This is a genomic window from Aquimarina rhodophyticola, assembly GCF_042434915.1.
Lineage (GTDB): Bacteria > Bacteroidota > Bacteroidia > Flavobacteriales > Flavobacteriaceae > Aquimarina.
In genome coordinates this window covers 1,471,019-1,494,571 of sequence record NZ_CP170198.1, presented here as the reverse complement: position 1 = coordinate 1,494,571, position 23,553 = coordinate 1,471,019, and the positions used below count along the sequence as shown (strand labels likewise).

15 protein-coding genes are annotated in these 23,553 nt (G+C 33.3%); 12 read left to right on the top strand and 3 right to left on the bottom strand.

Annotated features, from left to right (window positions below; all coding sequences use genetic code 11):
- Window positions 1-305: 305 nt before the first annotated feature.
- The 6 genes from ACE939_RS06590 to ACE939_RS06565 all read left to right on the top strand — a co-directional run bounded on the left by ACE939_RS06590 (window position 306) and on the right by ACE939_RS06565 (window position 12,089).
- Window positions 306-3,092: a gliding motility-associated C-terminal domain-containing protein gene (locus tag ACE939_RS06590; RefSeq protein WP_378188091.1), complete on the top strand. Its 2,787-nt coding sequence runs from the start codon at window positions 306-308 to the stop codon at window positions 3,090-3,092.
- Window positions 3,093-3,099: 7 nt separating this feature from the next.
- On the top strand, window positions 3,100-4,017 hold the full coding sequence (locus ACE939_RS06585) for a type IX secretion system membrane protein PorP/SprF (RefSeq protein WP_378188090.1): 918 nt from the start codon (window positions 3,100-3,102) through the stop codon (window positions 4,015-4,017).
- 59 nt (window positions 4,018-4,076) lie between these two features.
- Entirely contained in the window at window positions 4,077-6,128 is a 2,052-nt protein-coding gene (locus tag ACE939_RS06580; protein ID WP_378188088.1) for an OmpA family protein, read from the top strand.
- A gap of 169 nt (window positions 6,129-6,297) precedes the next feature.
- Window positions 6,298-8,124: a 30S ribosomal protein S1 gene (rpsA, locus tag ACE939_RS06575; protein WP_378188087.1), complete on the top strand. Its 1,827-nt coding sequence runs from the start codon at window positions 6,298-6,300 to the stop codon at window positions 8,122-8,124.
- Between the two features lie 207 nt (window positions 8,125-8,331).
- Window positions 8,332-9,255, top strand: a complete 924-nt coding sequence (locus ACE939_RS06570) for a serine hydrolase (RefSeq protein WP_378188086.1) — start codon at window positions 8,332-8,334, stop codon at window positions 9,253-9,255.
- 74 nt (window positions 9,256-9,329) lie between these two features.
- The gene (locus ACE939_RS06565; RefSeq protein WP_378188084.1) at window positions 9,330-12,089 is read left to right on the top strand and encodes an Npt1/Npt2 family nucleotide transporter; all 2,760 of its coding nucleotides are present in this window, start codon (window positions 9,330-9,332) and stop codon (window positions 12,087-12,089) included.
- Window positions 12,090-12,093: 4 nt separating this feature from the next.
- On the opposite strand, the gene ACE939_RS06560 is transcribed toward ACE939_RS06565, so the two are convergent.
- Together ACE939_RS06560 and ACE939_RS06555 are read right to left on the bottom strand one after the other, a co-directional pair.
- Window positions 12,094-13,347, bottom strand: coding sequence for a serine hydrolase (locus tag ACE939_RS06560; protein WP_378188083.1), 1,254 nt, complete (start codon window positions 13,345-13,347; stop codon window positions 12,094-12,096).
- A gap of 4 nt (window positions 13,348-13,351) precedes the next feature.
- Window positions 13,352-16,267, bottom strand: coding sequence for a PEP/pyruvate-binding domain-containing protein (locus tag ACE939_RS06555; RefSeq protein ID WP_378188082.1), 2,916 nt, complete (start codon window positions 16,265-16,267; stop codon window positions 13,352-13,354).
- A gap of 452 nt (window positions 16,268-16,719) precedes the next feature.
- Between ACE939_RS06555 and ACE939_RS06550 the strand changes: the two genes are divergently transcribed.
- From ACE939_RS06550 to pdxH, 6 genes are all read left to right on the top strand, one after another.
- The gene (locus ACE939_RS06550; RefSeq protein ID WP_378188081.1) at window positions 16,720-17,256 is read left to right on the top strand and encodes a hypothetical protein; all 537 of its coding nucleotides are present in this window, start codon (window positions 16,720-16,722) and stop codon (window positions 17,254-17,256) included.
- A 123-nt stretch (window positions 17,257-17,379) separates the two neighbouring features.
- Window positions 17,380-17,919, top strand: a complete 540-nt coding sequence (gene pyrR / locus ACE939_RS06545; protein WP_378188079.1) for a bifunctional pyr operon transcriptional regulator/uracil phosphoribosyltransferase PyrR — start codon at window positions 17,380-17,382, stop codon at window positions 17,917-17,919.
- Window positions 17,920-17,979: 60 nt separating this feature from the next.
- On the top strand, window positions 17,980-18,909 hold the full coding sequence (locus ACE939_RS06540; protein ID WP_378188078.1) for an aspartate carbamoyltransferase catalytic subunit: 930 nt from the start codon (window positions 17,980-17,982) through the stop codon (window positions 18,907-18,909).
- 3 nt (window positions 18,910-18,912) lie between these two features.
- Complete coding sequence (locus ACE939_RS06535; RefSeq protein WP_378188076.1) at window positions 18,913-19,251, top strand: ribonuclease Z; 339 nt, start codon at window positions 18,913-18,915, stop codon at window positions 19,249-19,251.
- Window positions 19,252-19,685: 434 nt separating this feature from the next.
- Window positions 19,686-20,591: a ribonuclease Z gene (locus tag ACE939_RS06530; protein ID WP_378188075.1), complete on the top strand. Its 906-nt coding sequence runs from the start codon at window positions 19,686-19,688 to the stop codon at window positions 20,589-20,591.
- Between the two features lie 54 nt (window positions 20,592-20,645).
- A complete protein-coding gene (gene pdxH / locus ACE939_RS06525) occupies window positions 20,646-21,293 on the top strand; it encodes a pyridoxamine 5'-phosphate oxidase (protein ID WP_378188074.1) in 648 nt (215 codons plus the stop codon).
- Here pdxH and ACE939_RS06520 read toward each other — a convergent pair.
- A complete protein-coding gene (locus ACE939_RS06520) occupies window positions 21,282-23,510 on the bottom strand; it encodes an OmpA family protein (RefSeq protein WP_378188072.1) in 2,229 nt (742 codons plus the stop codon). The genes pdxH and ACE939_RS06520 overlap by 12 nt on opposite strands.
- Window positions 23,511-23,553: the final 43 nt, after the last annotated feature.

Genomic DNA, 23,553 nt, shown 5'->3' with positions numbered 1-23,553 from the left:
GTTGTTATTGCAATTATTTATTTTTAAGGTATTGTAAATTTCTTTATGTTAAATTAAGTAGCACTCTGGAAAAGTGGACTATCTCACTGTAATTTAAACAGTAAACAAAACTTTAGCCTTTGATTTTAATAAAATAAACACCTAAACCATAATTTGATTACTTAATATTTTTTAGGATAAAGATTCAAAAACAATGGATAATCTGAGTAAAAATAGATGTATGTGAACGCTAAATCCTTACTATTTAACATGTTCAAGCATTTTTTTTAAGATTTTTTTATACTTTTGTGGTTTAAACCTTCTCTGTGAAATACAATTACCTTTTTTTATTTGTTGTTCTTTTTCCTTTTACATTTTTGAAGTTACAAGCTCAATGTAATCAACCGCTGCGTACCTTAGAGTTTTGTGCTATGCAAACTATTGATTTTGACGGAGACTCGGTTGCTGATGGTATAATTAATCTCTACGATGAAATGGGATTTACACCATCTGACGGAACTTGGGAAATTCATCCAAAATATGCTACGTCATTAGATGAATCAACTGGTAATCTTTCTTTGTGGAACTTACCTAATTCTACAGAAGCGAGTTCTGTAGACGAATATAGTTTTCAATTAAATAGTCCTAGTTGTGGTACAGATCCTGTAATCACAGGACGTATAATTTTGGGACCTTTTTCTGGAGTAGCTTTACCTAGATCGGTAGAATTCAATGTTAATGCCCAAGGGTGCGATTCTCAAAACTTTGATCTGTTTTCTGCATTTGTTTATGATAGTAGGAACCCACCGCCACATCGTAATGGGACTTGGACATATAATGGCTCAAGTGTGAATATGATTAGTCTTAATGGATCTTACTTTGATGCAAAAATTCCTTATCAAAAAGGAGATCCAACGCCAGATCAGGAAGTATTTGAATTTACATACGAAGTCCCTGGCTTAAGTCCCTGTGCTGTAGCTATGGAGACAACAGTAAGAATAGCGATAGTAAGACAGGTTTTTTCTGGTATTGCCGAAGAAATACAAATATGTGAAGATGATATGATTGCAGGAGTATATGATGCTGATATCAATCTTAGAGATGATCATTATTTAACGGGTGAAGATAGTGATAATGGTATTTGGTTAGTCAATAATGATGTAACAGGACAAATAGAGGACGAACAAGATTCAATAATTAATTTGAGAACCATATATAATGATTTTGTTATTGAGAATGGAGCTAATGTACGTTTTGGTTGTAAAACATTCGAATTTGAGTACTTTGTAAACCAACGATCAGGAGTTTGTTCTGATGATTCCAGTACTATTTCTTTTACTTTTTATGAACAATTAAGACCTTTTACACAAACGGCTGCTATACCTCAAATTTGTGCAAATATATCCCCTGGAAACTTTAATTTATTTGATTTAATTGATTTCACAACTGAAAATGGAGTTGACTTTATCTATGATTCTGATAACGCTACCAATTGGAGACTGTTGAGTGGACCAGGTGGATCAACAAATGATTTAGGGTTAGAAGAATTAATAAACGATTTGGGTGATTTAAATAGCCTATATTCTCACCTAGGTAGTATTAATACATCATATGCCACACCTGGAATATATACATTCGAATATGGAGTAAGTCCAGCTATCAATTGTAGCGATAGTATTACTGATTTTTATTGTGATCCTTTTGGTATACAATCATGCAATAGTCCTTGTGATGCATTAACAGCTAGAGTATCTATAGAAATACTACCTTATGATTACCCAGGAGAAGAAACTGATAATGTTTTTTTATGTGAATCATTAGATCAGGTTGATTTGAGAGCATTGCTAAAAACTAATGGTGTAAATACTGTTTCTCTTACAGGAACCTGGACGGATTCGAATGGAGCAATAATTCAAAATCCTTTTACGCTTCCAACAATTACGTTTGATCAAACCTTCACCTTTACACATAATACTGCTAGCGGAGCGGGATGTTTGGATAGTGCTGAGTTAACATTTACAATTTTCAAAGAAGCAGATGCAGGTGAAGATAACTCTGTACAGTTATGTTCAAATGAGCTTACCATAACTTTGTTTGACCAACTAGGTGGAACACCAGATCCTACAGGAATTTGGATTGGTCCCTTTGGATATAGGTCCAATGATCATCTAGGAGTTTTTGACACCAATGATGTAACCTTGCCAATTCTTGGGCCAGGTACTTATATTTATACTGTACCTGGTAATAATGGATGTCGTGATAGCGATCAGGCTTTCGTTACTGTTACGATAGCCGAACCGATATCTATAGGTAACGATCGTAGTGAAACATTTTGTAAGTTGGACGGAAGCGTTAATCTATATTCTTTATTAGATCGCAATACACCTCGGACTGGTGTTTTTACAGATATAGAGGATACTAAAGCGCTTACTGCAGACGGAGTACTAATTTTTGAAACTCTTACAAATCAAATTTACAATTTTGAATACAGCATACCCAATACAGCTCCTTGTGACCGATCAACCCTTATTGTGTCTGTGCAGATTGTTGATTTGCCAATTCCTGTGGTTCCAGAGCAAGAATTCTGTATTCTTGATGCAAAGCGATTAGACGATATAGAGGTTGATGTTCTTAATTATAATTGGTATGCATCTTTAGATAGTAATACACCTATAGTAGATAATCCGCTGCTTTTTGATAATCAAGTGTATTATATTGCTTCTGTGGACACAGATAATTGTGAATCAGAACGCTTGGCTGTTCCTATAACAATTCTTAATACAGGAGAACGCTTTTCAAACGGCGAATTATGTACCCTCGAATTTCAGGACGGTGTATCTCCCAATGGTGATATTCAAAACGATAGTTTTGCCCTTTTTATCGAAGAAGTATATAATATTCCGATAGCCTTTCCAGATTTTGATTTACAAATTTTTAATCGGTACGGAAGTCTAGTTTTCGAGGGGAATCGTAACACCGAAGAGTTTCGCGGAGAAAGTAACGTGTCTATTCGCTTAGGAGATGACCTACCTTCGGGAACCTATTTTTACATCTTCAATCCTAATTTTGATAATAATTTACCAATTCAAGGTAGTTTTTTCTTAAGCAGATAATTCATACATGAAAAAATTTTTACTTCTTAGTATAATATGGGCGAGTTACACCGTAATTTTTGCCCAACAAGATCCGCAGTATTCACAGTATATGTATAATATGAGTACAGTTAATCCTGGATATGCTACTAATTTGCCTGGAGTTATTTCCACGGGTTTGCTGTTCAGAAAACAATGGACGGGTGTCGAGGGTTCGCCACAAACAGGAAATCTGTTTGCTCACATTCCTATACGAGAAAATATAGAGCTTAGTGTTAATTATATAAATGATAGAATTGGTGATGCAATACCTGTGCAAACCCATTTATTCAATATTGACTTTGCATATATCACGAGTATTTCTGATGATTTCAAATTATCATATGGTCTTAAAACAGGAATAAGTAATTTTAGTATAAACCCTTCAGAGTCTAATGTAGCCGATGACCCTGCTTTTACAGATAATAGCTCTCAATTAGAATTAACAGTCGGTGCAGGATTATTTTTGTTCTCAAGAAATTTCTATGCAGGTATTTCGTCACCAAACCTTCTACCCAACAATGTTGAAATAGGAGATGTAAGTGTTTCACAAAGTAAAACACATTTGTATGGAATTGCGGGTTATATCTTTGATTTTGTAGATGATGTCCGACTAAAACCATCGATAGTAATAAAGCAAGTTGTGGATTCTCCTTTGACTTTTGATATTTCTTTAAATTCTTTAATTTATAATCGCTTTGAACTAGGAGTTTCTTATAGATATCAAGATGCAGTTGTTGCTTTGGCTGGTTTTCAAGTAACTCAAAATCTAAAAATTGGTTATGCTTATGATTTTAGTATAAGCGAGTTGAGTGGATATAACAATGGAAGTCACGAGATAATCTTACTTTACAACTTTGATTTATTAAAGTTTACAAATAAATATACTTCGCCTCGATTTTTCTAATATTCTAAATACGATAAACGAATACTGGTAGGAATGAAGAATTTAATAAGAATATGTTAATGAAAAAATTTTTAATTACTATAATACTTTTTTTAGGAGTTTTAACGGTGAGTGGTCAGAAAAAAAGCAGAGCCGATAGATTTTTTGAAAAAGGAGATTTTTTGAATGCTGCCTTATCATATGAAGAAATTTTAAATGAAGAAGGATATTCAAAACCTGTGCTTTTGAAAATCTCAGAATCGTATTATAATACCTTTCAATTTAAATCAGCTTATCGTTATCTAAAAATACTAACGGGGGGTAAATTTTATGCCAAAGATAAAAGCTATGGCAATAAGTTTAATTTTATGATGTATCAAGTTCTCTCTGCATTGGGGGATTATGATAAGGCGGTAACTTTTTTGAAATTATTTAATGAAAATAAAGGTAATTCTAGTTTTGATTCTGGAGATGCAATTCGTACGATAGAGACTTTTAAATTAAAGGAAGATAATTATACGATTAAAGAAGGAAGTTTTAATTCTACTGCATCTGAGTTTGGTGCAGTTAAAATTGATAGTTTAATCTATTTTACTACAGATCAATATCCAAATGGAGTTACAGATAAACAGTACAAGTGGACACATCGCCCATTTTTGGATATCAGAAAAATTGCTGTTGATGTTAATAATCAACCTTTGGGTAAAAGCGAAGAAATTGAGGGGAAAATTAATGGAAAGTTACATGAAGGTAATTTTTGTTTTACCCAAGATCAAACTACCTTATACCTGTCACGGAGTAATTATGATAAAGGCAAAAAGAAATTTGATAGTTTAAATGAAAATGCTATTCAATTATATAAAGCTACCAAAATCGATGGGAAATGGACGGTTCCAGAAAAGTTATCGTTTAATAACGTAGCGTACAGTATAGAGCATCCCGCTCTTAATTCTGACGGAACTAAATTATATTTCTCATCAAATATGCCTGGTGGCTATGGAGATTTTGATATTTATTATATGACAATTGATAATGCAGGTATTTATGGGGATCCTGTAAATATGGGGTCTGTAATCAATACCGAACATCGCGAACAATTTCCTTTTGTATCCAAAGATGATCACCTATTTTTTGCATCAAATGGTCATTTGGGCTTAGGTATGCTTGATTTATTCGTTTCAGAGTTTAGTGATAGTGGATATAAGCAACCCGTTAATCTGGGAGCTCCAATAAACTCTAGGTACGATGATTTTTCAATAAATTATTATAATGAAACTGATGGTTTTTTTGCCTCAAACCGAAAAAAAGGAGGTGATGATATTTATGAGTTTAGTCAAATTGGCGAAATTTTTATACGTGAATATGTCACGCATTTTGAAGTTCGTGATTTTAATACAGAAAAGTATGTAGCAAATGCAGAAGTTAACCTTAAGAATTCAGAACAAAGTTTACTTTATTCAAATCGGTTTGATTCAATTGCTTCCTTTAGTTTAACCACCTTACCAGGAAATTTTGAGTTAACAGCTAGTGCTGTGGGTTATGAAACACGTTCCAAGCCTATTAAAATTCTAGAAAAAGAAGATCAAACGATCATTCTTTATCTCGAAAAAAGTAAGACCACCGATTCTCTAAGCACGTCAAGTGATAAAGAAAAACCACTTGTAGTCGATGGGGCCACTTTTCAACCAAATTCTCCATCAATAACAGCCAAGCAGCTTAAAGCACAATTATTAGCAGATAGCGAAGGGCCTCCTGTCATTGAAAAAAATGGCAAATTATTTTTTGAATTACCACCCATATATTTCGATTATGATAAATGGAATATTCGAGCCGACTCCAAAAAAGTTTTAGATGAATTTGCTTTAAAATTAGATAAATATAAAACGGTATATATCAAAATTAGCGCGCATACCGACAGTCGGGGGACTGCAAACTATAACCAAGTGTTATCAGAGAAACGTGCGGAATCAACGCGTAATTATTTAGCTCTTATTGGTTATGTGAACGCAAGACGTATGCAGTTTCAAGGCTTTGGAGAGTCTCAACCATTAATAAACTGCGAAGAAAAAATCTGTAGTGAAGAAGAACATCAAACCAATCGAAGAAGCGAATTTGAGATAATTAAGTTTTAGCCTTAGGTATTGAAGGTAATTGCTTGTTTAATATTATTTTAAATTGTAATTTTGCACTCCTTTTTAGCGAGTAAGAGAATTGAAAAGGGTTTTTTATTTACAACTAACGCTTCTGTAAAAGTTTTCGTTTTGATTCTCAAATAGATACAGAATACAAATTTTATCTTCAATGTCTGAAGAAACAAAAAACACAGACGTTCAGGAAGTAGAGGCTCCAAAGGCAGCTAAGTCTACATCTCCACAACAAGAGAATCCTGAGCAATTTTTAAAAGAATTTAACTGGCACAACTACGAAGAAGGAATTGATCCTATCGAGGATTCAAAACTTGTAGAGTTTGAAAAGCTAGTTGCAGACAACTTCGTTGATACATTAAATGATGAAGTAGTAATGGGAACTGTAATTAATCTTACAGATCGTGATGCTATTATCGATATTAATGCTAAAAGTGAAGGTGTAATCTCATTAAACGAATTTCGTTACAACCCAGACCTTAAAGAAGGTGATAAGGTTGAGGTATTAATTGATGTTAGAGAAGACGCTACAGGTCAATTAATTTTATCTCACCGTAAAGCTAGAGTGATTAAAGCTTGGGATCGTGTTAATAACGCACATGATACAGGTGAGATCGTTAATGGTTTTGTAAAATGCAGAACCAAAGGAGGAATGATCGTTGATGTTTTTGGTATTGAAGCTTTCTTACCAGGATCTCAAATTGATGTAAAACCAATCCGCGATTATGATGCGTATGTTGGTAAGACTATGGAATTTAAAGTGGTTAAAATTAATCACGAATTTAAAAACGTAGTTGTTTCTCATAAAGCACTTATCGAAGCTGATATTGAAGAGCAGAAGAAAGAGATCATCGGTCAATTAGAAAAAGGTCAAGTATTAGAAGGTACTGTTAAGAATGTAACTTCTTATGGTGTATTTGTTGATCTTGGAGGAGTTGATGGACTTATTCATATTACAGATCTTTCATGGTCAAGAATTAACCATCCAAATGAAATGGTGGATCTTGATCAGAAATTGAATGTTGTTATCTTAGACTTTGATGAGGCTAAAACACGTATTCAACTAGGTCTTAAGCAATTAAAGCCGCATCCGTGGGAAGCGCTTGATAAAGAAGTTAAAGTAGGTGACAAAGTTAAAGGTAAAGTAGTTGTAATCGCAGATTACGGTGCATTTATCGAAGTTGAAGAAGGTGTTGAAGGTTTGATTCACGTTTCTGAAATGTCATGGTCTACACACTTACGATCTGCACAAGACTTTGTAAAAGTTGGTGATGAAGTAGAGGCTGTAATTCTTACACTTGATAGAGAAGAAAGAAAAATGTCGCTTGGTATTAAGCAATTAACGCCAGATCCATGGACTGATATTACTACGAAATACCCAGTAGGTTCTAAACATACAGGTATTGTACGTAACTTCACTAATTTTGGTGTGTTTGTTGAATTAGAAGAGGGAATAGATGGTTTAATTTATATCTCTGACCTTTCTTGGACTAAGAAAATTAAGCATCCATCTGATTTTACAAATGTTGGTGATAAACTAGATGTAGTAGTTCTTGAGTTAGATGTTGAAGGACGTAAGCTTAGTTTAGGTCACAAACAAACTGAAGATAATCCTTGGGATAAATATGAAGGTGATTTTGCTGTAGGTACAAAACATACTGCAACAATTGCTGATATTGTAGATAAAGGAGCTACGATAGAATTTAACGAAGATATCATTGCTTTTGTTCCTTCTCGTCATCTAGAGAAAGAAGATGGAAGTAAACTACAAAAAGGTGAGGAAGCAGAATTCCAAATCATTGAATTTAATAAAGAATTCAAAAGAGTAGTTGCATCGCATACAGCAATGTTTAGAGAAGAAGAAGCTAAGATTGTAAAGCAAGCTGCTAAGAAGGCTGCTTCTACAGGATCTGCAGAAAAGACAACGTTAGGTGATCTTGATGCATTAGCCGAGTTGAAAGCTAAAATGGAAAAAGGAAATTAATTTCTTATTCGTATATAGTAATAAAAATCCTCCTGTTTACAGGGGGATTTTTTAGTTTAGATCGTTCTATATTAATTATTAAAATAAAAATCGTTTTATTTTAATAATTAACTATTATTGGCATACTTTTAGTCACATTTAAAGTGTTTTAACTTTTCAAATTTTGTAATGAGTAAAATAATCTTTAAGTTAAATAAAAATAAGTATATGAGAGAATGTAAATGGAGTATTGTTTTGATGATAGTAATGGTATTGGTTACAAAAATTGGTAACAGTCAAGAAGCACTTCCTATCGTGAGTGAGGAAGATGTAAAACCAATTGATGATCTGTATGATGATAACTTACAATATTTACTTGAAGCCGAAGTATTCAACAATAAGAATTGGAAACGTTTGGTTGATGCAAAAAAAATGTCTGTTGGTATCGTTGATTTAAGTAATCCTGAGCATATTCGATATGCAGGTCTCAACGATAACAATATGATGTATGCAGCAAGCTTACCTAAGATTGCTATTTTATTAGCTGCTATGGATGCGCTAGAAAAAGGAGAATTAGAAGAAACTCCAGAAATCTCCAAAGATTTACGATTGATGATTAGTAAATCAAACAATCAAGCTTCTACCAGAATGATTGATCGTTTGGGGTATGAAAAAATAGAAGCAGTTTTGCGTGGTCCTAAGCATAAATTTTATGATGAGGAAGTTGGCGGAGGCCTATGGGTTGGTAAACGGTATGCTGCAGGAGGTAGGCGTCACCCAGAACCATTAAAGGGACTTAGTCATGCCGCAACCACACGACAGGTATGTAGTTTTTATTATCAATTAGCCATGGGTAATTTGATCAGTACCGAGCGTTCTGAGCAAATGTTAAATATTATGAAAGATCCTGCTCTGCATCATAAGTTTGTAAACACTCTAGATAGAATTGCTCCAAAAGCAGATCTTTTTAGAAAATCAGGTTCTTGGCGAAACTACCATTCGGATTCAATATTAGTTTGGGGTCCTAATAGAAAATATATTCTAGTAGCCTTGTTAGAAGATTCTTTTGGTGAGCAAATTATAAGAAGTTTAGTAGTTCCTTTAGAAAAAGTTTTAAAAAAATCACGTTCTTTAGCTACTAATTTGAACTAGTAGCATACATGGTAAGGGCTGTATTTAAAAAAATTTTTGATATAAGAGATGGTGAAATATACATCTCTTTTTTAATGCAGTTATATATTTTCTTAGTAATCACCGTATTATTAATCGTAAAACCTACGATTAATGCATTATTCTTATCAAAATTAGGAGCAGACCAACTTCCTTACGGTTATATCTTAGTTGCCATCACCGCACTGATTAGTTCTTATTTCTATAATCGAGCTGTTCAGTTTTTTTCTTTAAAACGGGTGATAGTTGTTACTTTATTAGTTTTTAGTTTCTTTTTTATCATTCTTAGTATATTATTACATCTAGCAGTGCTTAATGTAGGGATATTATACTTTTATTATTTGAGTGTTTCGTTGTTTGCAGTCTTAGTAACTTCTCAATTTTGGATTTTAGCTAATATGGTATTTAATGTTCGTGAAGCAAAACGATTGTTTGGATTTATAGGATCTGGTGCAATAGCGGGAGGAATTTTTGGAGGATATCTCACAACAATTATTGCTTCTACTTATGGTAATAAAATCGCCATAAGTGTGGCAGGAATCCTCATATTATGTTGCATACCTATACTTAATTCCGTTTGGAAATTTAGAATAAAAAGGCTTAATCTTTATCAGCGTAAACAACGTAAAGTGAAAGAATTTGATAGTTACACATCTTCATTTAAAATTATACTAAACTCTGACCATCTTAAGTTTTTAGCATTAATTACAGGGGTCGGTGTGATAATAGCCAAATTAGTTGATTTTCAGTTTAGTGATTTTGCAAATAGTGCAATTCCTGATTCTGATGATTTAGCGTCATTTTTTGGCTTTTGGTTTTCTACGTTCAATGTCATCGCCTTATTGATTCAATTATTTTTGACAAATCGCTTACTTTCTTTTTTTGGAGTTACATCTACTTTATTAATCCTACCTTTGGGTATTGCTTTGGGATGTTTATTGTTTCTAACTTTTCCAGAATTATGGGTGTTAATCATAATTAAAGGAATGGATGGTAGTTTTAAACAGTCGATTAATAAAGCTTCTTTAGAGTTGTCTATACTTCCAATACCTTTTCAAATTAAAAATCAGGCAAAATCTTATATAGATGTGGTAGTAGATAGTTTAGCTACAGGTATTTCTGGATTTTTACTTATTTTTTTGATTCGAAAATTAAATTTACCAACCAGTTACATTACGATTATCATACTTTTATTTCTATTTATATGGATCGTTTTGATTTATAAGTTAAGAGAAGCTTATTTTAATTCTTTCAGGTCTAATATACAGAACTCCCTTATTCATGAAGAAAATAAGAAAGAAAGTATTAAGAAAGAATCTACGGTTAGTACAGCAATCAGAATATTTAAAACTGGTAGCGATACAGATATTTTAAATCTACTGGATCGTTTAAATGATGTACGATTAAAACCTTTAAAGACACATATAATTCAGTTGCTTAAGCACCCTTCAGAAGCAGTAGTCTCTGCAGCGATATCTCAACTATACTCATATGACCGAGGTACGGCGGCTGCTCAGGTACGTAGTTTGATAACAAGCCAAAATGACGAAATAGTTTTTGCATCTATGCAATACCTTTTATTACATACAGATTTAACAGGAGATAAGATATTTCATAGCTATTTAGATCATCCCAGTGACTATATAGCCAATGCTGCATTATTATGCCTTGCAAAGGAGTCTGTAGATAATCCTAAAATTGCAGATAAATATCATTTGATAGATAGGGTAGAGGCCAAAGTGAATGAGCTTAGCTTACCCGAGAGTGATCATAGAAAACAGGAGATTGCAGAAATTTTGATAACTATTGGGTATACGGGACTACCAAAGTATTATTCTTTTATTGCAGCGCATCTTTATAATATTGATCCATATATTGTGAAACATGCTATCAGAGCAGCTGGATTAACATCAGATGAGCGCTTTGTTTCTAGCTTGATGGATTTTCTATCCGAGGATGTTTTTAATGAAGTAGCGATCGAAGCATTACAAAACTACGGAGGTGAAATTACCAAAACAATTTTAAGATTGGATCAAAGCGAGGGATTAAAGGATAATGTAAGACAATATATTCCACAGGTAGTACAATCTTTTAAAACACGGTCCTCTATAAAAGTGTTGCTACGGTTGTTAAACAGTAAGGATATTTTAATACGTCTCGAAGCAACAAAATCATTAAATAGATTACAACAAGATCCGAATCGTTTGCGACTTGATCAAAATAAAATAACACGTTTTATTTTAAAAGAAAGTAAGTATTATAAAAATACTATTCGTGCTATTGCTACATTACAAAATGCAGTTAGTTCAAACAACGTATCCAATGATTATGATACTTTTACCGAGCAAAATATTGCTAGAGAACATCTAATTGAAATTTTACAAGTGCAATTAAATCAAGGCTTACAATGTATTTTTAAATTACTAAGCCTAAAATACGATCATGCTGATATCGAGGTTGCCTATTTTGGTTTGATGAGTGAGCAACGAGAGGCCAAGGTAAATGCTGTAGAATTTTTGGATAATTTATTGCATGCTAAGCTTAAAAATGCGATGCTATCTTTAATCGAATATCATATTATCGAAAGTAATGAGTACCTGAATTCTAATAATAGTATTCACATAATTTCTGAAGCTGTCTGTTTAAGCAATTTGATGAAAAATCGTGGAAAAAAAGTGAAATTGGCTACACTCTATTTGATTAGGCAGCTCAAAGAGCCTAACTATATAGGATATTTAAAACCCTATAGAAAACAAAAAAGTAGAGAGGTACAAAAAGCATACGAGTCTACTATCACGTACCTCTCGAGTTTATAGCGGTTTACATTTCATTTAATGCTTCATCTATTTTGCCAGCCAAGTACATATGAGCCCCCGCCGAGTTTTTATTCAAGACGTTGGTCATCAAACAGACGATGTATTTTTTATTATTCGGTTGTTCTACAATAATAACAGAGTTCATATAATTAAATACATTTCCTGCATAATCCCCGCAATTAGGATCTTTTTTCCGATCACATTTATAAAAACTTCCAGACTTAAAATAGACAGCAGCACTATCTAATCTAGGCGAATGAGCATATCGTATTCTACGATCAGTTAGGTAGAGCAATCGTTTCATTTCTAGGCTAGATTCTTTATCGACAACGTTGCCTTGTTCAAGTTGTACCAAAAATTTCATAAGACCAACAGGAGTGCCTATGCTACCACCCTCACGACCAATATATTTTCCTGCAGGTCTCGTAAATAGACTTCCCAATCGCCATTCATCCTCTGTGATTCCCAAGTCGCGTAGTGGATCATTGACGAGATTAATAGCCATTGTGGTGAGAGAATCTCTTGGCATATCTTTAAAATAATTCTCTGCATCTTCATCCTTAAGAGTGGCGTATTTATCACCAAAAGCAGACATCAACAATGCTTCTCGCCAAACAATACTAGCGGCACCGTTATTACTTACCGATACCATATGGTCTATCCATTCATAAAGTGAAAACTCATCACTCGCACGTACCGTTCTTCTTGTTAGCTTATCACTTTCAATATCATATATCGGTATGGTATGATGATCTCCTGTTCCCCAATATCTTGCAGTAACATTTTTATTTTTTAAAAGCGCAGTACGAGCATCCCAAGATTCTGGACAAAGCTTGCTCAATTGTGTGAATAAAGCATTTAAAACAGCAAGTTTACCAACACTGCCTGGTTGATATCCTACATTTTCGCGATAAGCTGCATATTTTAAACTATCTGGATTAGACATATCCAATACAGTTGCAGAGTATCCACTACCTGGGAATAATCGATTTATCTTTTTCTCAAAATCCGTATTCGGAGTTAATAAAACAGAGGTACTATCATCGCTACGGCCTAGTAAATTAAGTTTGATATCTGACAGAGATTTATAGGCTCCTACAGGTATTCTTCGGTTTTCAACACTATCCAAAATTTGTTTATGTAAACGATAAAGTCTTGCTATGCCAGTGCTGTGATACCCATCTATAGGATAATGAATGGTAAAGCTCAAAGAAATTAAAATTGCTGCTAGTATAAATAATTGAAATAAACGTGTCATGGTTTTATAGTTTGGTAGTTAATGATAATTTGGTTGAGTATTCAATTTTTGGTGTAATTGAAAGCAGGTAGGAAGAACTCAAAGCTTTTTTATTTTCTACAAACGGACGAATCTGAAAAAGCCATAACTTATCATCTTTAAAACCAAGCTCAACATCATATGCTCCTTTATATTGAGTATCTGTTTGTTTAGGAATAGTTTTCTTTATCTTGGTAGCTATGGTTCTTAACTGATCAATATTTTTTGAATTTACAATTGGTGTTTCAAAAGTTGTATAATATTCTTTTGTTCCACCAGTTTTTGGAAGTCTTATATAGTGCTTTTCTCTTGATGGGGCTAATAATTTGGTAGTTGATGCCGTGATCAAACGTGTTTCTGCAGCTTGTCCATCAACAGCTCCTCCTGCACCTTTACTAAAAGCAATAGTCAAATCTTCATCATTACCAGAATTTATTCCTTTTGTGATCATTACTCCAGAGTAATCTACATCAACACTTGGTATGATTAGAATAGAGGGATATACGTTTTCTGGATTCGATAAATACTTTTGTCTCCATTTAAAGCTTCGCTCTGTGTATGGTGATGCCCAGACTTTCTTAATTCCTTCAATAATTGTATTTTCAGAGACAATGTTAAAAAGTGTAAGATTAAGCCCTGCACCCGTAAATTCTTTAAGATCCTCCATATTAGTGTCACTACGTAAAAATACAGGGACAGATCCAATTTTTTGACCAAATATTGAAATAAATTGGCTTTTTAATTGCTCGATAAATGAATCACTAAGTGGCATGTTTATAATGGCTTGTCTTAGTTTTGAAAGTTGTTGTAATTGATATTCTTCAACCAATTTTTCATCTTTGGCATCGGTACGCATACTAGTAGCTTTGGCAAACATAGCATTTAAAAACTCCCAATAGGTACCATCTGTATTGGGCATTTTTTGATCCATATGCGTTTTAAAAATTCCGAAGGGTATAACGAGTCCTTCCACTACCTGATCAGGAAACATTTGCTTGAGTTGACCTAAGTTGGCTGCTTTGGGACCACAAAGTTTACCAGAATCCTTTGCATTTACAGTGCGCATACTTAGGACTTCAGAATTATTGAGCTGAATTTGGTCTACTGGAACTTTTATTAAATCGGTTTTTCTTTTTTCCTTTTTGAAAAGTGCTAGCTCTTCTGCACTCATATCTTTTTCCAATTTCAAAATAACGTTCCCTTTATTAGAAACTGCATAAAAAACTTTTTTCCCATTGTATGCTTTTAGCTCTTTGAGATTTATGTCGGATAATGCCGCATTGGGTATTCCTAAGTTTCTTGCTAATAGTTGTACATGAGATACTAGATTTCCCTCGGCTACAGTCATGATACCAGCTACCGGTTTTAGATCTGAAGGCGGTTTTTGAAAAATATAAATTTTATCAGAGTTAACTTCTATATCATTTGATTCATCGATAATCACTAATTCTCCATAGGCATATCCAGGGTTAAGTCCTCTAAAACTACTTTGATTAGATACGGTAAGTACCGAATTGGTTAATGATGTTTTTTTGGCTAAGAAACTACCCAATGAACTTATGCTTTCGCCAAGGCTTAAGGCAATTGAAGATCGGATCCTATCATCAATAAAACCGAATGATTTAGGCTCAAAACTTCCATACATAGTTACGACGTGCTCATAATGAGCTTTTACCATAGATGCACTCCATTCAAGAATACCTCGCGAGGTTTCTAAAAAATCACTTAATTCTGCAACCGTCAATTCTTTTTGAGAATTATAGATTGCTACTAGTGAATTTATAGATTCACACTCCCATAATTCTACAAGTCCCGTTCCTGCCGCAGCATAACTGAGTGAGTAAATCTTTTTAAGAAGTCCATGTAATGTTTCCGGTTTCCATTCTTGTGATTTACGAAGGATAATATTTTCAAGTTCATTAGAAAAATCTAGAAGAATTAATCGATCTCTACCTGTTTTAAAATCTGTACAATGCTCTCGTATGGTATACAGTAAATCAGCTATTGCAGGAACGATCAATTCAGGTCGTTTTTCATTTCTATAGTTCTCTAGAAATGTTATGATTTTTTGTTTGGTTAGATTGTTGGTTTTAATTTCTTCTAGCTGTTTTTTTAATAGATCAAAATCAATAGGAGCATAAAAATCTAGAAGAGTTTTTTCTAGTTTTGTAAATTCTTTTGTTAACTCGGGCGTTAATTTTGAAGCGTATTTTGCTTTAAAATTCTTTACTAGAGTAATGTCCTCTGCACTGGGTTGTCCATGAATCTTGACGCGTAAATCCATAAAGTCGGGAAACTGATCTGCGATAACTTTGGACTCGCTGCGCATTTGTTGTGCCAAATTATTATCCCCATTATGAGGTATATCTCTCAACGATTGGCGTATGAGGTAATAGTTACTTTTGATACGTTCTGAATCACTTAATAACCAATTATAAAAGTCTATGCCCCAAGTTTCTTCATCTTCGGATTGTACAGCTCCTCGATAGTACCTACCTTGTCTCAATATCCAGCCATCATCTACACTTGATAAATATTTACCTAATTGATATTGTTTTAACCTACTTTGTGCATGCGCAGCATCCCAAAAGTTCACATGGCTGGTATATGCCAAGATATCACCAAAGAAAATATGGTACTTTTTAGCATTTTTTTCTACCACCTCTTTATAGCTGGCATGTTGTATACCGCCCCCAATGCTGTCTGGGCAAGGATCTTTGGGTTCCCTTATCGTACCGTCCTTACAAAACCATTTAATTCTGTGATAAGGACCTCTGCGATCTTTTTTCAAATCCTCAATCAGTTGACTTAGTTCTTGAGTAGGTAAATCTTGGGATTGTAGGGAAAAACTAAAATTTAGGAATAATACAGATAACGTAATTAACATCTGTTTTTTGATCATCATAGTCGTTTTAATATGTTGTAAATAATGGTAATTAATAATAAGGTTAGTGATAAGAAAAGAAAAAACCTAAAGAGGTATTCAAACTCTCCAGCAAAACCTGTAAATGCTAAAGTCGAAAAAATTATCGCTAATAGCCCTAGAGCAAAGCATCGTACATTATGTGATGTAAGTTTGCAATTAAAAATAGGAACCTTTTTTGTCATATAAATATGTTACTCATTTATTTTATGAGAATTACCTTGAAAATAAACTACAATCATTTATAAATACTACTATAAAATATAGAGTAATTTTTAAGCTAATTATTTCTCAATAAAAGTATCAAATGTTAAAACTGAGTAGCTTCTGATTAACTAAATTTAACGATAGTGCGTTAAATTTCTGTTACATATTTATAGTCAAGATTTTAAAGTACAATCTTTACGATACAACCACAAACCACTATAGAGATGAAATTAACTACGTATACGACAAGAGCACTAGTTGGAGGAGTTTTTGCAACCTTAGTAACCGGATTAGGCTCGATACTGTTAGGCAATTTAAGTGGCTACGAAGCCAAGTCTTTAATTGAGTCCTCCTTACCAGGAATTAATACTTTATTTAATACTGTTATCTTAGCATCGGCAACAATTCTAGCATTGATGTTAACCTTGCTAAGTGTCAGTGTTGGTTCAAATTCAACTTTAAAAAAAGCCCATTATTCTTATGTGCTACGTATCGCAAAACTAGATACCGCGGTTTTTATTAGTTCAATGATTTCCTTTTTACTATTAAATTTACCAATTACCGAGTCAGATAATGTGCCATCAAATTGGTTTAATATAATTTACTATATTTCTTTAGCTTTAGCATCAATTCACTGCGGAGCAATTATTTCGGTAGTTTTAATGTTATACAACACGATTAGTAATATCATAAATATTATTGGTTTTGGTAATAGAGAGCATCCATTGGTTAGGTCTGAAGAGGATAATGAAGAGCAATAAAATTACCTAAAGAACGTAAAATACAGGATATTTTGTCCCTGGCCTATAAAAATAGATGGGATCGTTTAAGCCAAATCCAATTTTTGCTTACTTTTGTTTACCAAATCCATAGTTGGAAAGATTATGAGTCAGAAATTACTACTTGATGCTAAAGAGATTGAAATTATATTGCATCGTTTGACTTGTCAATTGATCGAAAATCATGATGATTTTAAGAGTACAGTGCTCATAGGGATACAACCGAGAGGAGTTTTTCTAGCTAATCGTATAGCTACTTTACTTGAAGATGCCTATAATGTTCCCAACGTCTCTTTGGGGCAGTTGGATATTACATTTTACCGAGATGATTTTAGAAGAGGGCAAAAGCCTCTAGAAGCAAATGCTACACGTATAAATTTTTTAGTAGAAGACAAACAAGTAGTATTTATTGACGATGTGTTGTATACGGGTAGAAGCATACGCTCTGCACTAACAGCAATTCAGTCCTTTGGTCGCCCTTCTAACATTGAACTATTAACTCTTATTGATAGAAGATTTAGTAGACATTTACCAATTCAACCTAATTATAGAGGAAGACAAGTGGACGCTATCAATCAAGAAAAGGTAAAAGTCTGTTGGAGAGAAAATGAAGGTGAAGATGCGATTTATTTAGTAAATAACTAGGAAACTAAAGAGTAAAGTATTCGATACAGTACTGTAGATTCAAATTTAAAAGATAAACGAATGCGCGAACTGAGTGTAAATCACTTATTAGGAATAAAATATCTTACTCAAGAGGATATTCATCTGATTTTTGAAACGGCAGATCATTTTAAAGAGGTTATTAATCGCCCTATAAAAAAGGTTCCTTCATTACGTGATATCACCATTGCTAATTTGTTTTTTGAGAATAGCACACGTACACGGTTATCTTTTGAACTAGCAGAAAAACGACTATCAGCCGATGTAATAAATTTTTCTGCTGCTTCATCAAGTGTAAAAAAAGGAGAAACCTTAATTGATACGGTAAATAATATTCTATCAATGAAGGTTGATATGGTAGTGATGCGACACCCTAATCCTGGAGCAGGTGTATTTCTATCAAATCATGTAAATGCTAGTATCGTTAATGCAGGTGATGGTGCACATGAGCATCCCACACAAGCGTTATTAGACTCATATTCAATTAGAGAACGCTTAGGTGAGGTAGCTGGAAAAAATGTAGTTATTGTAGGTGATATATTGCATTCTAGAGTTGCGTTATCTAATATTTTTGCGCTAAAGCTACAAGGAGCGAATGTAATGGTTTGTGGACCTAAAACACTACTACCAAAATATATAGAACGACTAGGTGTACTCGTAGAAACTGATTTGCAAAAAGCTTTACAATGGTGTGATGTAGCTAATATGCTTAGAGTTCAAAATGAACGTATGGAGATTAGTTATTTCCCTACTACACGAGAATATACACAGCAATACGGTGTAAACAAAGAAATTTTAAATAGTTTAGATAAAGAGATAGTAATAATGCACCCTGGACCAATAAATCGAGGCGTAGAAATAACCAGTGATATTGCTGATTCGGACCAAGCCATTATCTTGGATCAGGTACAAAATGGGGTAGCAGTTAGAATGGCAGTAATATATCTTTTAGCATCAAAAATTAAACAATAGATTATGATATTCGATACAAACGGTACAACTACCATCATAACGCAAGAAAAAGCAACCATCGCAGAATTTGTAAAAGGAATAGAAGAAGCGTATGAGACATTAAAAAACAATAATTTAGTTGTGAATCTTTTTTCTGTAAAGGAAATAAACGCATCCGATATTAGTGAGTTTTTAAGAATTTCTAAAAAACATAAAAATGCAAAGCATTCTTTTGTAATTGTTACAGATAGTGTCTCGTACTCGGAAATTCCCGAAGAGCTAACTTTGGTTCCTTCATTGAGAGAGGCCCATGATTTGATTGAGATGGAAGAAATAGAGAAAGATTTAGACCTGCAAGAATAACCTACAATAAAACCTAATTGTAGATAAAAGTTGGTTGTTTTTACCAAGGAAATTTCGCTTCTGAGTTAACTTTGAGTACAAAACAAGAAGTGTTTAAATCAAAATGTTATTTTTAGAAAGCTTTTTGAATACGCTAGTACCTTTAAGTTGTTTTGAGCAACGAACATTGAGCTTTCGATACCTTATATGAAATTCTATACTGGCGAAGATATTTATTGTGAAATTTGATGATAGACTTAAGTAATCTAAACGGTATTCTGGTTACAATGGTTATAAAACGTTATAAATTTAGGTGTTCTAAACATACCTAATAGTAATTCTGTACAATAAGAACTACCATTGGATGCCTTTTTTGGAAACCATTGTAACTATGATATTTTATAAGTTTCTAGATCTAGACTTTTAAATAATAATAAAATTAAATTAATTAAAGTTTGAAGCTAACAATACTCGGCTGTTATGCAGCTACCCCAAGAACCTTGACAAATCCAACATCTCAAATACTAGAAATTAATTCTAATATATTTTTAATTGATTGTGGCGAAGGTACTCAAGTAGAATTGCGACGCAAAAAAATAAAGTTTTCTAGAATCCGTCATATTTTTATTTCTCATTTGCACGGAGACCATGTATTTGGTTTAATCGGTTTAGTGTCAACTTTTAAAATGTTAGGAAGAGAGGCACCGCTACATATTTATGGACCTAAGGGAATTAAAGAGTTTATTACTCTTCAATTAAAACTTTCAAATTCATGGACAGATTATCCGCTTCACTTTCACGAATTAGATAGTAGAGAGTCAGTAATTGTTTTTGAAGATCAAAGTGTAAGCGTTCAAACTATTCCGTTACAGCATCGTATTTATTGTAATGGTTATCTCTTTAGAGAAAAACCAGGAGATAGAAAGCTTATTTTGCATAAAGTAGAAGCGCATAATATTGATGTGGCCTATTATAGATCGATTAAAAAAGGAAAAGATATTGTTTTAGATAATGGTACCGTTATTGAAAATCATACGATTACCGAACCTCCAAGAGCTACCAAAAGCTATGCATTTTGCAGTGATACGAAATATGATGAAGCTAAAATAGCCTTGCTAGAAAATGTATCTGTATTATACCATGAGTCCACCTTTTTGGAAAGTCACAAGCATCTCGCAGCAACTACAGGACATAGTACAGCTATTGAGGCAGCGCGTATCGCCAAAAAAAGTAATGTGAATAAATTGATCTTAGGACATTTTTCTACGCGGTATAATGATATTACCTTATTTAAAAAAGAGGCTCAGACAGTTTTTGAGTATGTCGATATCGCTGATGATGGAAAAGTCTTTGAATTTTAAATTTATCATAGTAAATAATAATATACTATAGTAAATTGCAATAAAAAAGCAGGCATGAATAGAGATCTTACCGATTACAGAAAATCATACAACAAAGGAGAGTTGGATGAAAAAAACATACAGAATTCACCTTTTTCATTGTTTTCAGAATGGTTTAAAGATGCAGAGCAGGATAAAGCTATTGAAGAAGCTAATGCGATGACACTGGGTACCATAGGTTTAGACGGTTTTCCTAAAACAAGGATCGTTTTGTTAAAGCAATTTGATACTACGGGCTTTGTGTTTTATACGAATTTTACTTCTGATAAAGGAAAAGCGATTCTTGCTAATAATAAAGTTAGTATATCTTTTTTTTGGCCAAGCTTAGAACGACAGGTTATTGTCCAAGGCACTGTAGATAAAATTTCGGAAGAACAAAGTGCGGCGTACTATGAATCTAGACCAAGAGGAAGTCAATTAGGCGCTTGGGTTTCTGATCAAAGTGCTGTGATAGCGTCACGAGATGTACTGCAAGAAAAATTACAAATTTTAGAATCAAAATACCAGGATAGACCAATACCCAAACCTAATTTTTGGGGAGGTTTTATAATCAAACCTGTTTCTTTTGAATTTTGGCAAGGAAGAGAGAATCGGTTACATGATAGAATACGATTTACACCTAAATTCGATAATTCTTGGAAAATTGACCGGTTATCTCCTTGATTGAGAAGGTTCTGTCACTGTTTTATTAGATGATGATACAATTATAAAATTAGACCTTCGGTTAATTTTATATTCATCTTCAGAACAATTTTGACCGTCTTTACAATTATTTAGAGGCTTACTTTCGCCAAATCCTGTATGCGATAAGATCCGATCTTTTGCTATGTTTTGGCTAATTAAATAAGTATAAATAGACTCGGCTCTTTTTTTAGATAATATCAAATTATAAGTGTCATCGCCTCGACTGTCAGAGTGGGTTTCAACTTTAATAATCATTTCAGGATACGTATTGATCATTAAGTCTACAATTTTATTTAATTCTTTTGCTGCCCGTTCAGTGATATTCCATCGATCAAATTCGAAGTAAATTTCATCGAGTTGAATAAGGTCACGAAGAGTTCTTAATGTTTTTGTAGTTGATTGTTCCGCAGCAACAGGGTCCGATGTTTTGGGCGTTAAGTCAGTTGGATTAAGTCCTGTAGCTTGTGATTGTTCTGACCCCTTATCATCTGTTGAGTCCATTGGGAGAAACGCATTACTCTTGCTAGTGTTCTGCGATGCCATTGCAATCAAATCTTGAATGTTTTGACAATTCAAATCGGTTATATCTAGAGCTAATTTAAAAGAATAAAAATCAGGTAATTTACATTGATTGATGTAATTATAGCCTTGTGAAAATTTGATATTTTCATTAAGAGTTCCTGTAAAGGTTGCGGTTACAGGTAAATCTTTTATAAACAGATCATCAATTTCTAATATTGAATTGCAGGAAGCATTGGTTTTTATTTTATAATGTATAGTAAATGGTTCACTATCCATTGTAACCAGTTTGTCATTGATTTTAAATTCTAAGCAATTAGTTTTTGGATCAAAGTGTTTTTTAATTTTTTTAGGCAGTTTTAAAGAATTTTCTATTAAAGTGACATTGTAAGGTAGCTGATCCTTAATTATGGTATGCTTAGAATCATCATTTCCTTCATTAAAAATTGTTAGGCTATAGGCTATTTCTTGATCGGGTAGAATGTTATCATTTGGATGAACCAACGAATTATCTGCGTACCGTGATTGTTTTATCATGTGAATTGCAGGTTCATAAATTTCGACACTAAAAGCTACAGCAGTTACAGAGTATCCATCACTTTCTGTCAAAAGCTTAAAAGTAGCTTCGGTTTGATTATTGCCAATAAAGTTGTTTCTTACATTTTTTATATTAAAAACATCAGCATCATAGCCTAGAGTGTTAGAACTCGCTGGTTTACGAGTTTTAACATTCTTCCCGTTTTCTGTGATATTAGCATTAAAGAAATTGTTCATTGGATTACTTCCATCTGTAATTCCCTTAAAACTTTTCGATTCGTTTGAATACATTTGAAAACGATCTCCTTTGATACCTTTGTCTCCTTCAAAAGCAATAATTCCTAATTTGCCATGTACAGCACCTTTGGGAATTGTTTGAAAGTTTTTAAAAGCGAACTCGACTGGTTTCGCTTTGGTATCAATATTTACAAAGCCGTCATAGACGTAAAAACGTTTTCTAGAAACGGTAGCATCTTCATAAATAAAAATCATTGTCCATCCTCCAGCTAATCCATTACCTACATCCTCATCATTATTGGAAGCCGTAGTAGATGCAGGAATATTTGCTACAGTATAGGTTCCTTGAGGATTGATAAGCGATGTAACATCGGCTGTAATATCTTTGTAGCATGAATATTGCTTAAATTCGGATTGTGGGTTTGAATAGTAATCATGAATTATGGTAGCATTATCGATGGTAGTGTAGGTGTTAGAATTGGGATATTTAATTTTTATTGAAGTAATATCTTTATCGCGATGTTTATCTGCATAGGCAGCTGTCCAATACAGTCCAACATGCTTAATAGTTGCACATGGATTAGGTAAAATTAAATCTGCACTACTTGAATTAAAGGTAGTTGGGTCCTTATCAATATCGATAAATCCCATTTGAAACTGATTGTTAAGACCACCTTCATTATAATCCATATTAGGATCAAAAGGTTGAGATCCGTCATCATGATTAACTTTACCTAAAATTGTATTCGAAACGAATTGAAAATCACCTTTTAAAGTAAACTCAGTACGTTTACTTAGTGGAACTTCAACTTGAGCATACGACGTGGTAAAATTACTACATAGAACAAGTAGTAAAAGAGAGAAAATACTCTTATTAAACGATATCATCTTTGGGGTAATCATACGTATAATATAATATTTATAATTTAGAGCACTATTTTATTGT